The organism is Agrobacterium sp. NPDC090283, assembly GCF_044769685.1.
In the GTDB taxonomy this organism is placed as follows: Bacteria; Pseudomonadota; Alphaproteobacteria; order Rhizobiales; family Rhizobiaceae; genus Agrobacterium.
Genome location: NZ_JBIVYG010000036.1, coordinates 1 through 14631 on the forward strand (window position 1 = coordinate 1; position 14631 = coordinate 14631).

Sequence of the window (14631 nt, forward strand, 5' to 3'; positions counted from 1 at the left end):
GGAACCAACGGCATCACCCTCGCAAACGTCAATCTTTCCGATCTACATCGGGATGATGTGCGGTTTGTTGCATAGGAACTGACTCTTGTTGAAATATTTGAATAGCGAAGCGCGGCGGCCTCCGGTCGCCGCTGCCTTGCGAGCGACACGGAGTGCCTTCGCGTCGGTTGCGATCCTGAGTGCTTTCACCAATATCCTCATGCTGACCGGCCCGCTGTTCATGATGCAGGTTTATGATCGCGTTTTGTCCAGTCGCAGTGTGCCGACGCTTGTTGCCCTCTCGGTGTTGGCGATTACTCTTTATCTGTTTCTCGGCATCCTCGAACTCATACGAGCCCGAATTCTCTCGCGTATCGGCGAGCGGATCGAGGAGCAGCTTGGTGGACCAACATTTGATGCGGTGATGCTGTTACCGCTCAGGATGTCAAAAAAAGAAGTGGCTGTGCAGCCAGTCCGTGACCTCGAGCAGATGCGGCAATTTATGAGCGGTCCGGGTCCGGTCGCCATTTGCGACATGCCATGGCTACCGCTATACGTCGGCATCCTCTTTCTCTTTCACGCGTACCTCGGTTGGCTTGCGATTGCCGGTGCGACTTTGCTGATCGTTCTGACGCTTTGCAGCGATGCGGTTCTGCGTGACCCGACACGCCGGGTGGCGTCGTTGTCATCGGCACGAGCCGACTACATAGAGGCGGGGCGGCGCAATGCAGAAGCGCTGCATGCCATGGGTATGAAAAGTGCCTACGCGCGCAAATGGCATGAGACAAATACCGCCTATGTTGAGGAGCAGCGGCGTGCAAGCGACGCGACGAGCAGCTTCTCGACTTTTTCAAAGATATTTCGATTAGCGCTGCAATCCGCAGTCCTGGCGCTGGGAGCATGGCTGACGATAAGACAGCTTGCATCGCCGGGTGCGATGATCGCGTCTTCCATCCTGACATCCAGGGCGCTCGCCCCCATAGAACAGGCGATCGGCCAATGGCGCGGTTTTGTCAACTTCAGGCAGGCAAAAGCCCGGCTTGGTCAGCTCCTTGAAAAAATGGGCCCGGATCAGGAGAAAATGGCTCTCCCGGCGCCGTCAAAAACACTTTCTGTGTCAGGCGTTTCCGTCCTCGCCCCTGGCAATCAATCGCCGACCGTGCGTGATGTCACCTTCTCGCTTAAAGCAGGGCAGGGGCTGGGCATTATCGGACCGAGTGGCTCTGGTAAATCGACCCTCGTGCGGGCGCTCGTCGGTATCTGGCCATCTGCGCGTGGGACGGTCAGACTGGACGGAGCGGAACTCGATCAATGGCATCCGGAAGCGCTCGGCCCGTCGATCGGCTATCTTCCTCAGGGGGTCGAGTTGTTTGACGGCACCATTGCGGAGAATATCAGCCGGTTTGCTGGATCCGCGGACCCGTCCGACATTATCGAGGCGGCGAAACTGGCGGATGTGCATGACCTCATTTTGGCGATGCCGGAGGGATACGATACGAGGATTGGGAATAGCGGTGCGGCTCTTTCCGCTGGTCAGCGCCAGAGGATTGGCCTTGCACGCGCATTGTTTGGAAAACCTTTCCTGATCGTTCTGGATGAGCCAAATGCTAGCCTCGACGCGGAAGGTGAGGTGGCGCTGACGAACGCCATTGCGGTGGCGCGTCAGCGAGGTGCCATTGTGGTGATTGTCGCGCATCGGCCGAATGCGCTGTCAGCCGTCGACAATGTCCTCGTTCTCGCCCAGGGCGCAATGGTCACCTTCGGCCCGCGTGATGAGGTGCTGCGTAAAACTACAATGCGAGCTGTATCGGAAAAAGCATGACACCCAATAACGCCGCGACAACCAGCGCTGCCAGTCGCGCCATCCGGTCCTATACGATTGCGGGCGTTACAACCCTTGCAATCATGGTTCTTGGGGTTGGGGGCTGGGCTGTGACCGCCAATCTTTCCGGCGCGATAATGGGGGCGGGAACAGTTGTTGTTGATGGGAACGTCAAGCGCATCCAGCACCGCGAGGGCGGTATCGTCGGTGAAATAGGGGTTCGCAATGGGGCCGTCGTCAAGGCGGGAGATTTGCTCATCCGGCTTGACGATACAGTCACCAAGGCAAATCTGGCTATCGTTGAAAAACAGATTGATCAATTGAATGCGCGGAGGATGCGGCTGTCGGCGGAGCGGGAAAATGCTGAAACTATGGTAGTGCCGCCGGTATCATCGAGCCAGACAATCGATACCGAAAGCGGCGAATACCTCAAAGCTGAAGTAGCTCTTTTTGCTGCGCGCAGACAAACCATTGATGGTCAAAAAGCCCAGCTCAGACAGCGTATCGATCAGATACGGCAAGAGAATGAGGGGCTGATCGTTCGCAGGAGCGCCAAGGAAGAGGAATTGTCGTGGATTGGTCAGGAACTCGTCCGCGTAAGAAGTCTGGCCAATCAGCAACTGGTCCAGTTCAACCGTCTGGCAGAACTGGAGCGGTTGCGCGCGCAGCTTGACGGGGAACGCGGTCAGTTGATGGCAGAGATCGCGAGGGCCGCGACGCGCATCACGGAGACTGAACTTCAAATTCTTCAGCTTGATCAGGATCGGCTGGCGGAGGTTCTGACGGAATTACGTGACGTCGACAACAAGCTTGCCGAGCTCACCGAACAAAAGGTTGCGGCGGAAGACCAGTTGAAACGTATCGATATTCGATCTCCGCAGGACGGTATCGTGCATGAACTCGCCGTTCACACGATTGGTGGCGTCATTAGCCCCGGAGAAACAGTCATGCAGATCGTCCCGGTCAACGACCGGCTGGTGGTCGAAATGAAAATCCAGCCGGCCGATATCGACCAGATGCATGTCGGTCAGCAGGCGGCCCTACGTTTCTCCGCCTTCAATCAGCGTACGACCCCGGAAATTGCTGGTCAGGTCAAAATGGTCGCTGCCGATCTCGTTCATAATCCGCAAACGGGCGAAAGCTGGTACACTGCCCGAATCCAGATCGAACCGGAAGAGCTTATGAAACTGGGCAATCTCGGCCTCCTCGCCGGTATGCCGGTTGAAGCATATATCAAGACGAGCGAAAGAACTCCCTTGTCGTATCTCGTCAAACCTCTCGCCGATCAGATCAACAAGGCAATGCGTGAGGATTGAGGGGAGCCCGAGGGAGAACCGTCAGCCGGCGATGTTCACATCGGCGACTGAGCCAGAGGCTCACTACCTTCCTCCTCTACGACGATACAGGGCAAATCGATCCAACCGGCGGCGGTCGCTATCGTAGCCGTGGAATTGCCATCGACAACCCGAAAGTACCCCATGGATTCGGCAACGACTTCCACAGGCTTTCGTCTTTCAATCTTTCCATCTGCGGCTTTTGCCATTAGCGCAACCGCGTTTCGGATTCCTTTTTCGCGCGCCCGCGACAATATCAAGTGATCTAGAGGTAGGACTACCGTCGCGGGATCGCTCGCGAAATACAGGCTGTGATCGTATTTTAATTCTTCGGCGGCTCGAACGATCAAGGGATCGATGGTTTTTTCTTCAACTCCTTGCGTCTCATTGTAAATTTTAACTCTGTGGGCCATTGGGTCTTCCTAATTGCTTCAGCATGCATTATCTTTTTGAGTGTACACGGAAATAGAAATATTTCCTTGTTAGAGTGGGAACCACTCCATCACAAAAGGGTTTAATTGGGCGAGATTTGAATAGATTCTTGACCATTGGCGTGCTAGTAATTCGGCACTTCTTTTGACACCACGGGGCGAATATGAGACCGATCATTAAAAACACCGAAAATAAAGTCATTAAACGTCCAATCATTAAGACTGCTGGCTGACTATCGGCTGAAATTTCGTTCTGACAAGGAAAAGGGCGCTTTGGGTGCCCTATTTTTTTTGGAATTTCTTTACTCGGAGTTGAACCCGAATTCAGCATCCTTCGGGATCAGCGACTTCCATTCACGCCGTCCAAGGAAAGAAGTCTCCGTCTAAGATGCGGCATGCTCGACAAGGGTGGACGGCTGTACCCGATCCGGTTGATCAAGCGTCGAGCCTAACCTCAGCGCTTCCTGATCGCCTCCAGTTCGAAGTAGCGGCGCCAACCCAGCCGCATGTTTAGATCGACATAGGCTGCAGAAACGCTTTTTTCATCTTCAGTGGCATCTTGGGATGCACTGATGCATTCCTCGATCCCCGCTCTAACTTCGTCCTTGTTCTCTCCGAATGTTATTTTAACAAGGCCCATCGTGTCGGCGATCGAAGACCGTTCCTCCTCGGTTGCCACAGCGCGTTCGAGAATTTCTTCTACGTAAACCCTGAGAGCCTTCCGTTGCTCCTTCTTCGAAGGTGCATGGTACTCGCGTTCCGTAAGGAACGTGGCTTCGTTGAATTCGATCTGCAGCCTGACCGCGTCCGGAAGTTTAGAGAACCATGGTCGAGATTTAATAGACGTTGAATAATCAACGGCAAGATCGATGTCTCCAAGAACGTAAAACATTAAGGGGACAGCGGAAATCTCTTTAGCGTTGATGGTCGACAGGATTGTCGGCGCTTTCTCCAGCCACTGATCGGCGTTCTTTGAAAACGAGCGAATAATTGCAGGCGTATTACGGATCATCGCTACTCGGCCTGAAATAATCCAAGCGTACCTAATTCGATCCGGATCCCCGCAGCACTTCTCGATACCAGCCATCAATTTCTGGAGCTTAGAGTCTCCGTCCTTCGCTTTCGCATAATGATCAGCCCTCTTCTCAAGCTCGTCACTGAGATCCTTCATTTCCGTGTCGAGAGCATCACGCCAAGTCGCTCTCCGATACTCGAGCATGTTTTCGAAGAACTGGACCCTGGCCGCCTTCCGCGCATCCGCTTCGACATCCCAGCTCGCTTCAATCATGTCGCGGATAGTAATGCTCTGGTTTTCTAGGTTTTCCAGTGTTACCGCAATCGACGCCATCAACTGGGATAAGCGAGGATCAAGCATGCCGCCCGGCTTGTATGTTAAGTCGTGCAGCTTTGATGCCCACGCATCGTGCAGGACTGTCTTAACCTGAATTTCGCACTGGAGGCTGTCACTGCCAACGAGCTTAGCGCAAACAACATGGGTCGCGTAGTATCCCGCCTTGTTATCATGCTTTTCCGGTTTCGATACTGAAATGTCTTTTATTTTCAATGCCCGTTTCAGTGCCTCAAGGACTATACCGACCTGGTCATTATACTGGACAACAACGGTTAGACCGACGACGTCGTTAAGTTCTAAACATGCCTTGATGCTGGCGGACTTCCCTCGTTGACGAAGTTTTGCAGCAATTTTGTTGGAATCTTTAAAGCCGTCACCAGGCCGCGAGTAGACGTCACTTATTTGCTTGCTGAATTTTCCGTTTTTCAGCGCGCGGCATTCCGTAATAACCTCGTCCAGAAGCTTCTTGTAGTCTTCCCCATAGCGATTTTTGAATTCGTCTACTTGATATCGATCACTCATGCTTGCCCTCGAACCTACCTTTACCTGCGGGCTTCATGGAGCCTTAGATTTAAATATGCAAGTCCACAGGAGACCTCCATTCAACTTTAAGTTCCAAAGTGACCTTCGATTTGCATGGCGCAGCAATGTTATTCCCTATCGGGGAGTGAACCGCGACAAGTTTGGCAGGGACCTATTTCGGTGAGCGGCCTGCGCGGCGAATCCTTGCCTTAGTGACCGACAGCAACGGACAGCAGGCGACCACTGGCACGCTCAGCGTGGAGGCTTCGACGCTGGAGGCCGGAAAGGGGCAGCTTGCCGCCGGCGGGCTGCTCACGATCAGGGCCGGCGCGCTCGATCTGACGCGGGCGGACGATACGGGGCGGGATACGCTTCGGTCCCGTTCGGATATCGTGATCGAGGCGTCCAGCATCGATGCGCGCAACGGGCAGATCACGGCCGGAAACGACCTGACCCTGAAATCCACCCAAAACCTCAGCCTGAGTGATGGACGCTATGTCTCGGGCGGCATGCTGCTCGCACAGGCGGCACAGCTCACCTCCAGCGCCAGCCTTGCCGCAAGGTCGGTGGCGAAGCTGGAGGCGCTGGGCGGAAACCTGAACCATTCCGGGGAAATCGCGGGCAATGGCGGCACGGTCCTGTCATCGGCACAGGACATTGCAAACTCGGGTCGCGTCGTTTCGACGGACAAGGTGACGCTTACCGCTGCTGGTACCTTGCGCAACAGTTCGGCCGGCCTTGTCGCCGCTGACGATGGTGTCAGCGCCTCGGCAGCCACGATTGTCAATGACGGCTCGATTGCCCGATCCTCACTGCGTCTTATAGCTGTGGAGCAGCCCTTAACCGGTTTTCTACGCAGTGGTCCTTCTCACTGTCTTCGTTTAAAATTGTTGCTACGCAGGGGAATCGACATGGACGAGTTTGAGAAAAAGCAAGAGGACTATCAGAAACATCTCGACAAGATCTGGAGGACGGCGATCCAAAAAGCATTTGCCAATGAGGTACCTCGCTCGCGAAGCTGGTCTGACCCCTACGATCTCGCCGACGTCCTTCGTCATTTCATGGAAGGAAACTACTCCTACCTGACGCCGGACGGCCATCTTCCATTAATGGGCGTCAGCATTCATGAAGATGGAAAACGGCTCCTCTTCGATTTGAGCGAGACCGGCCTGCTCGAGATGCTCGTTGACAGAGCCACGTTTGAATACATCGAAAAGGAACCAATCGAATCCTTCTTCCTACTCGAGTTGAAGCGCATGCCGCCGAGCGGCGTCTACGAAGAAGTGCGCGACAATGAACAGGTAGTTCGGGTCGATGGGATGGATTATGACTATTCTCTCGCCGAACACGGTATATTTGAGTACGACGAAGATGGTAACGAGATTCCGCTCCCCGATGACGCAAAGACAGTATTGCGTCTCCTCCGTGGGAAACTCCTGATAGTTTCAAAAGGCAGCATGTGGAACCATTCCGACCAGACGTGGGCGGGTATCCACGCCACAATGTCGCCCGCCGAAATCCGCGTAGACATAGAGCAGGCTCTGGAGAGGACGTAGTAGCTAGGACTATCCGACTGCGCTAGTCCGAGCACTTCGCCAAGAGTTCGCTTCAGCCACTTCCGACTTCAGCGCGAACGATGTGCCATCGCTGTGCACCGGCCGAAGTAAAACGCTTATCATCGCGCGGGATCCACATAAGCGGCGAGGCAAACGGTGCCATTAGAAGCCATATTTCGCCCGGCGCGTCGTAAATGCCCGCTGCCCGCCTTCGAGCAGGTTCTTGACGAGTTCCTTGATCTCCGGGACGTCGATCGATCCACATAGATCCTGCTGGATGACCGTCCGCTCGATGCCGCCGTCGATTATCGGCTTCAGACCGACAATCTGTTCGGCATCGCCGAGAACCGGGATGTTGGCATTGTGGCTCGAGAAAATGAACTGCCGGCGGCGCTTCTCAACTTTCATCGCAGGAACGATGCTGTCGGCGATGAACCTGTTATCGAGATCGTCTTCGGGCTGGTCCACGATGAGGGGAGCGTTGGATTCGAGGAGCAGAAGGAGCAAGACAGCCGTGGCTTTCTGGCCCGTCGACAACTCATCGAGTTGCTTCCACGTCTGGGTGCCTTCGGGCCCGACATTCAATTCCACGACCGCTTCTGCTGGCAGCTCGCACTCCTCGATCTCAAGAGCGAGGGCATCCCCTTGCTGCGCTATCCGATCCGCACTGGTAATCGAGAAGCCGTAGTTCGACTGAAGGGCCTGAGATCCCACGCGGACGGCATTGGCCAGGTCGGTCAGTCCCAGAGCATCGCGGAGCCGGAGCTTCTCGATAGGCTGGGTCAGGTTGCCTCCCGCACGCTGTTTAAGGATGGATTCCAGCGGACCGAGGTCCGAATTCTGTCTGATCCGGACGCGAACCCGGTTTGTCAGTCTCTGCGAGACCTTGCGGGCGGCCGTTTCCAGTGCGCGGTAGTCCTTTGCCTTAAAGGTTTCCCATTCGACGAGCAAGGATTCCCGTGCAGTTCGGGCCGACGTAAGTTCGGCGACAAGAACCTCTCTTTCTGTCTCCTTAGGCTTCAAGGTTTCCACCTGGTTCTTGATCGACACGAACTTGCGTGGCTCGTGGCCTTCAGTCTCCAGTTCACGCACCAGCGATGCGAACCGCTTCTCCGCAGCAGTGTTCAGCGGATCCCAGTCTGCCTTGACCGCCTCGATTTCCGATTTTGCAGCCTCCGCTGCCGCAGACAGTAGGGCGGCGGCATTGCGGCGGGCCTCGTCGAGATGCGCCGCTACATTGTCCAGCCTTTCCAGTAGCTCCCTGTTCGGAAGAACGACGTCTTCGCCAAGGCTCATCTTCCTGGCCTCTTCCGGTGGGCTGAGTTCTTCGACCGTCGTCACAATGTCGGTAACGAAATCAGAAGCGACCGCAAAAATCCGAGCTTCGGCGTCGAAGCTCGTCTTCTCGCTCAGTCGTTCTTCAAGACCCGCAGTGGCGAAGCGAGTGAGATTCGCTCTTAGACCAGGCAGGGCGGCAAGCTGTTCCTCTATCTGACTGAGGTCCGATTTGGAGGTGTTTATCGAGCTACGAGACTTTTGCAGACGTTCCCGCAGTTTCCGCCGCTCGTCGCCGACGTCCGTGTCGGACGACGTAAAGCGCCGCAGGATTTCAGCAAGCTTGTCAGGATGCCGCGTCAGTTCAGAAATCTCGTGCTGGCCGAACACTTCTACGTCCCCGATGAAGTCGGATGGCGACACGTCGGGAAGCCGGTTTCCAGCCTGATCAAAGACTACCGGGGACTGCCCCATGATGCGCGTGACGAGGTAGTACTGCGGAGAAGGCTTTGGCAGCCGGATCACTACCGAAACGGCAGCACTCGGCTTGAGCACCTGCTTGAGGATCGCGCTATGGCTTCGCTTCGCCTCTTCGCCTCTCGGTTCGACACCGAGGACATATCTAAGGCTCTCGATCAGTGTGGACTTGCCTGCTCCGCGCGCTCCGACGAGGACGTTCAAGCCGCTGTTGAACCGTAGGGACTGTCCGTCGAGAAGACCGCCGGCCCACCCTATGGCAACGATTTCCCTATGATCGTCCTCATCGGGATCGGTGTTGAGTCTGATACGCGATTCCCAGTCGAGGAATCCTTGTCGCAGGCCTTCGATGGAGGCGGAGCTCATCTTCACAAGCGTTGTACAGCTCTTGTCCGAAAGTTCCTCCGGCGATGTTACGTCATTCGCGTTCACGATGCAGATCGGACGTTCTCGCTTCGCGGTCGTGTCGTTATTGCGCAGGATGTTGAGACAGTTCTGTGGCGCTTCGTCTCTCGGCCCGGCGATTGCGGCTGCAAGAAGATGCTCGGACTTCCAAGCCTGCGCCCTTGTGTGCCCCTTCAACGTCGTCAAAAGACCGCTCGCGCTGCAGACGTGCGCTGCTATGCAGACGCCGCCCGCCTCGGCGACCATTTGCAAGATCTGTTCGCAGGTCTTTCGGGCGATTGGTGACGGCGCGGAATGATCGACAATCTCGCAAGCGCCGATGTGCCGTTCGATCGTTCCAAGGGGAGTGCCAGGCTCGAAGAGACATAGGAGATGAATTCCCTCACTCGAATTGGCCTCAAATCCGGGAAAGACGACGATCCCCGCAGCCTCGAGAGCCGCAAGAAGCGAGGCCGTCGACGATACACGGAAATGATCGGTCAGGCCAACTACGCCCACTTTTGCCGCGATGCACGCGCGAACCATCGCCTCATTGTAGTCCGCCTCTTTCGTGAAGCTGTCGGCAACTGCAGAATGACGAGCGCCGTACTCGAAGGGATTGACCTGGAAGGCGCAGCGATGGAAGCGTGCGCCGTCAGGTCGCTTGATTGCCTCCTTTATCTCGTCGCCGAATCCATCGTGACCAAGCAACGTAAGCAGGTCCGTCGAAGCATCGAAATGTCCGCCCATCGCAAACTCCTTGTGATGACGAAGATTTATTCGAGGATCCGTATGCAATCAACAGGTGCGATATCAGAGAATACTATCGCGGGTGACGCCCGCGTTGGACCGGTCTTGCTGCGCGGATCTGCGTTGCCAATGGGCCGAACGGCCGCTACGGACCTCGCCCGGCCGTGGCGGATCCGGGCTGTTCTGCTCGCCGAAACGCACGTCGCGCGTCGTCTACAGCGGGCCGCTCCCGAAAAGTAGCCTGATAGGCCTGTCGGTGTGGGTGGATGCCCGTCGACCCTTGGCACCCTCTAAAGGGCCGTGTGCGACACTGCATTCTTGAACTTGCGGAGTTCTATGCCGATATCTGGGATTGCAGAACGGTTAAGCTGATCGAGCCTATCTGCACAAAGCTTGGACAGCTCGTCGTGATGCCAAAGCACTTCAAGCTTCGTCAGCCTCGATAAGCGCCCTGAACTCCGCCTCGAACGCATCTAAACGCGCCGAGAGCATCGCTGAATAAATATGCTTGATTCCGGTTTCGATCCGTAAATTTGCTATCCCGTCCTCGGCGACTTTCATAAATCTCTGACGGTGCGGCTCATCGAACTCCATTGCTCCGATTACCACCTCTCGAATGGTGTTTATGTGGGCGTCGAACTTTTGCCGAATTTCCAGTCGGCTTTGAACCAAGCCTATTCGATTCAATGCATAAATATAGATGGACGCCGTGGCGCGAGGACATTCGTTTCCTGAGAAGTCTACCGTCGGCAGCACCACAGACAAGTCGGCCTGCGGCCAATGCAGGTGGTTTGCCGGATCGGTTTGTGTGGGATCGATCAGCGCCGGGCTCTCTATTGTATTTGGATCTATCTCCGGATCCGCCCACACGCCGTCCAAGGTAGGAAAGGCGTCCTGCTTTCCGCCGGGTTCTGTATCGCCCATCGATGCGAGCGCGGCTTCGAGTTGGCTGAGGGTCATGCCTGCGTCTGCCGAGACTTGCCCTCTGCGGCGATTGCAGTCGATGCAAGAGGGAAGGAGGTTGTTCCAGTCAGCGGCGAGCCACCAATATCCGCGGTGATCATCCCGTTCCTGAACCCCGCCTTTTGGTCGGTAGTGCTCGACGTCCATAGGTTGACCACCCTCGTACCGAAGCTCACAGTAGGCGCATTTGCCGTTGAAGAGGTTGCGAAGGGCAAGCTTCACGTCGTCAGCCTTATAGGCTTCGAAAGGATAGGCCTTTTTATGGGGCGGCACCTCAGCATAGTACGCCTTCGCCTTGGCGTATTCCTTGAGGCCCGCGCCGTCGGCAGCGCTCAAGCTTTCGGGCGCGGGTGTTGTGGAGCGGTCAATGTACCTCATGCACCATCCAGGGGTTTGCGAAAGGCATCAAGCATGCGCTGAACTACTTCCTTTCTGGAACGCGATCCTCCTATCGGAGGTAGGTCTCGCCGCTCCGACAAGAAACGGCCCAGCGCCTCTTGGGCAAGCTGATCCACGGCAGTGTCGCCAAGAACCAAGGTGCTGCGAAGCCCTTGACCGAGCCGGGTTGCCTCCGCTTGAGCACGCGGGTCTCCAGCGCTGGCCCTCGTTAGCGCATCGATGTACTGGTTGAGATTTGCCTCAATCTCGGGGTCCGCCGTGCTGTTCAGCCCGAAGTAGTCCGACGTCAGAATCTGCTCCGCCCGCATTCCGGTTATATCAGGAAGGTCTTCCAGCAATGCGATCTGTCGATTTTCATCTTTGAACAACACGATCACCTCGCCGTTCTCCATGCCGCGAAGACATAACGGGTCGTGGGTCGTTGCAATGAACGTGACATTGGGCATGGCACGTCGCAGAGCCGACATCACTCTCATCTTCCAGCGCGGATGAAGGTGGGTCTCCACCTCATCGATAAGCACGACGCCGCGAGCATTCTCCAACTCGGGTTGGTCTTGTAAAAGCTCGCGCATGATGTCGACCGCCATGGCGAAAAGAGAACGGTATCCTTCGCTCAGTCGGCCCAAAGGTTCAAGCCGACCCTGTACTCGTACGCAAACGCCCATCAGTTCATCGAGAACCAGATCGTCGCTCTCTCTCAGCGCAAGAATCTCCCGCAGGCCTCGGGCGACGGCATTGAATTTATTGGGCTCGCTCACCGCAATTTCGCGCAACCAAGCAGCCGGGTCTGGAAGAGCAACCGCAGGGCGGAAAAGACTTCGGACGCGAGCAGATCTCGATTTTAACCAGGGAGCGCCGTCCTTCGAATAGCGTCGTGGTCCGTAGCCAATCACTACAGACCACGGCTGGGGGGCGCTCTCCATGCGCCTTATAAGGGGATCGACGGTAAGGATTGCAGGCTCCGAGCGATCGTGAAAGCTTATCTTGACGCACAATGGTTCTGTGTCCACGAGTTCAAGACGTTGCTCGCCCTTGCGACGCAACAGATCCTCGGCTTCAACGAGACTAGATGAATCACGCTCGCCAAGTACCGTGAGTGCGATAGCTTCAAGGACGCTGCTCTTCCCAGCCGCATTCTCGCCGAGAACCATAAGCGCTCCTGCCGTCCCGCTGGTTTTTCGGAGTGGGGGAACGTGTATCGTCAGCTCGCCTATGCTCTTGAAATTTTTTATCTCGATCATGCTGATCGCGGCCGGAGCGGGAGCGCGAACGTTAGGTGTTGCTCTAGACCCTGGAGGATCAATGTAGAACGGACGAGAGGCTGCACCGTTTTCCCGAACCTGCCCGACCGCGGTCCGAAGCGTGGTGTCACCGAGACGGTAGAGGTCCCCCATAAGTTTTTCAGAGGAAGGTCCCGACCTCCGCCACGCAGGCCGGATACCGGTCGCAGCCTCGATAACTAGATTCAGAAACTGCATCGCCGCGCCAGCGAACTCTGTATCGGGGCCGACCAAATTCTCTATTGGAGACCCGCTTCGCATTCCGTATTCAAGCCACGTCGCAAGGCGTTCTGCAGCCTCCCGACGGTTCCATACCAGCGGCTTCCTGTTAAGGTCGAGTTGCTTGATCGTGCGTTGCCCCCGCTCAGTTAGCGGTTCGTAATGGCCATCGAAGCAGAAGCGGAGATGCGTTCGCGGATCGTCGAAACACGGGTCGATGAGCAAGGCGTGCTCGGTTCCACGAGCCTCTCTTATGGTCGAGAATGGAGCGGCATACGCACCCATTACCGGAAACGCGCTACCTTTACGGCGATCGCATTCCATACATGTTGGATAGAGGTTATCCCAATCGTAGGCGAGCCAAGGATATATGGATTTCGGACGGAAGTGGTCGATCGTGTTGGCTGTGCGACTTTCGCAATAGGCACATTTGTAGAAAAACAGCGTCGACAGTGCCTCAGGTACTTCGGAGCGATGGATGATGGTTTCGTCGTAAGGGCTACGGCGTTGCGCCTGCTCATCCTCAGTGCGTTTCAGATAGTGCTCAACATTGCCGAGCGCCCGCTTCACCCGGTCGGAAACGAGCACGGCGGGAACGGATACTCGCTTACGATCGACGTAGCGCATCAGAATTCCTTTCGTGGGCCCACAGGACAGCCGGACGATTCCCACTGCCCAACCCAAATACATTTACGATGTCTTATTTGCAATCTGAGGTAGGGAATCGCGAGGGCCAAAAAGATGGAATGTACATGAGCGACACCGTCCCAGCGACCACGTCGATGGCGGAGAAGGGCAAGCCGGATATCGCGCCTGAAGCCTGGATCGACATGTTGCCCGGCGGCGGCGTACAGGGCTGGTGGATACCGAAATACCTTGCCGACACCCATCCGGACATCAAGACGGTCGCCGATCTCCTGAAGTACCCAGAGCTGGTTCCCAATCCTGAGTACCCGAGCACGGGCGCTATCTACAGCGGACCGCAGGGCTGGGGCGGCACGTAGTAACCGCCCAGCTCTTCAAAGGGTGCAATGCGGAGAAAGAAGGCTGGACACAGGATCGGCGGCAGACCTTGATGGTTCGATCGCAAAGGCCTTCGAGCGCAAGGAAGGGTGAACAGGATACTACTGGGCGCCGGCCGCCCTTCTCGGGCGTTTTGAGATGGTGCCGCTCCAGGGCGGGATGCCGCATGATGACGCCGAGTGGAAGCGTTGCATAACCGTCGCCGAATGCCCGGATCCCAAGCCGTACGCGTGGGCTGTCGATCGTATCGTCACGCTTGTTGCAAAGCCTCTCTCGGAAAAGGTAGGAACCCTTTCTTCGTTTTGCCTCCTATGGCGGGCTCGGCTCTTCGGCTTCCAGTGCTAAAAACTAATCTTCACGGCTTAATAACAGGTAACTTTGTGCTGGCTGTTGTGCACGGTTTCATTGAAAAACGCGGCATTATATAGCCAGTGCCACAAAAGTTCCCGACGAGGAACAGAGTGCCGTTCTTGTCCAAACTTACTAGATGGCCCGGTCTTCGGAACGAGGTGTTTGGAGAATGCCGATGGCCCATATTTGTCCTCAACGGTCCGGCAGGTGAGGGTGTCGAGGACGACATGGCGATTGTTCTTTCCCCTTGAGAAGCTCGGTGACGAGCCCGCTCGATGAGTTCCATGGTGACGCACGTTTTTGTTTGGGCGTCGCCGTAAGGTTATTTCTGAACTCCGAATATCGTAGAACTGGATGACTTTCTCGAAGGCGGTTTTCTGGTCTTCGAGGATCGAAATCTGCGATCTCAAATCCTCTAGCTTGAATAGCCCCGAGTTTCGTAGACACCCTCGGGTTAGATTTTCTGCTGCTTCTCGAACTCGACGGGCGACAGCATCCCGTTCCTGACGTGTTTG

8 protein-coding genes and 1 pseudogene are annotated in these 14631 nt (G+C 56.0%); 4 read left to right on the forward strand and 5 right to left on the reverse strand.

From position 1 onward, the window contains the following. Nucleotides 1–85: 85 nt before the first annotated feature. Together ACIQUH_RS27360 and ACIQUH_RS27365 are read left to right on the forward strand one after the other, a co-directional pair. Complete coding sequence (locus tag ACIQUH_RS27360) at nt 86–1801, forward strand: type I secretion system permease/ATPase (protein ID WP_400821242.1); 1716 nt, start codon at nt 86–88, stop codon at nt 1799–1801. After that, nucleotides 1798–3117 carry an HlyD family type I secretion periplasmic adaptor subunit gene (locus ACIQUH_RS27365; RefSeq protein ID WP_400821244.1) on the forward strand — a complete coding sequence of 440 codons (1320 nt, stop codon included), beginning with the start codon at nt 1798–1800 and terminating at the stop codon, nt 3115–3117. Before ACIQUH_RS27360 ends, ACIQUH_RS27365 begins: the two co-directional genes overlap by 4 nt. A gap of 35 nt (nt 3118–3152) precedes the next feature. Here the strand turns inward: ACIQUH_RS27365 and ACIQUH_RS27370 are convergent, their stop codons facing one another. Both ACIQUH_RS27370 and ACIQUH_RS27375 read right to left on the reverse strand, forming a co-directional pair. Then, nucleotides 3153–3548, reverse strand: coding sequence for a hypothetical protein (locus ACIQUH_RS27370; RefSeq protein WP_400821246.1), 396 nt, complete (start codon nt 3546–3548; stop codon nt 3153–3155). 472 nt (nt 3549–4020) lie between these two features. After that, complete coding sequence (locus ACIQUH_RS27375; protein ID WP_400821248.1) at nt 4021–5439, reverse strand: hypothetical protein; 1419 nt, start codon at nt 5437–5439, stop codon at nt 4021–4023. A gap of 212 nt (nt 5440–5651) precedes the next feature. Here ACIQUH_RS27375 and ACIQUH_RS27380 point away from each other — a divergent pair, with 212 nt between their 5' ends. Beyond that, nucleotides 5652–6995 carry a hypothetical protein gene (locus ACIQUH_RS27380; protein ID WP_400821250.1) on the forward strand — a complete coding sequence of 448 codons (1344 nt, stop codon included), beginning with the start codon at nt 5652–5654 and terminating at the stop codon, nt 6993–6995. Between the two features lie 162 nt (nt 6996–7157). Here ACIQUH_RS27380 and ACIQUH_RS27385 read toward each other — a convergent pair whose 3' ends face one another. The 3 genes from ACIQUH_RS27385 to ACIQUH_RS27395 form a co-directional block, all read right to left on the reverse strand. Next, complete coding sequence (locus ACIQUH_RS27385; RefSeq protein WP_400821253.1) at nt 7158–9881, reverse strand: TrlF family AAA-like ATPase; 2724 nt, start codon at nt 9879–9881, stop codon at nt 7158–7160. 423 nt (nt 9882–10304) lie between these two features. Further along, nucleotides 10305–11222, reverse strand: coding sequence for a hypothetical protein (locus ACIQUH_RS27390; protein WP_400821255.1), 918 nt, complete (start codon nt 11220–11222; stop codon nt 10305–10307). Further along, complete coding sequence (locus tag ACIQUH_RS27395; RefSeq protein ID WP_400821257.1) at nt 11219–13369, reverse strand: retron system putative HNH endonuclease; 2151 nt, start codon at nt 13367–13369, stop codon at nt 11219–11221. Before ACIQUH_RS27395 ends, ACIQUH_RS27390 begins: the two co-directional genes overlap by 4 nt. 125 nt (nt 13370–13494) lie before the next feature. Between ACIQUH_RS27395 and ACIQUH_RS27400 the strand changes: the two are divergent. Further along, nucleotides 13495–14053 (forward strand): annotated as a pseudogene (locus tag ACIQUH_RS27400) (glycine betaine ABC transporter substrate-binding protein); the annotation flags it as partial. Between the last annotated feature and the right edge of the window lie 578 nt (nt 14054–14631).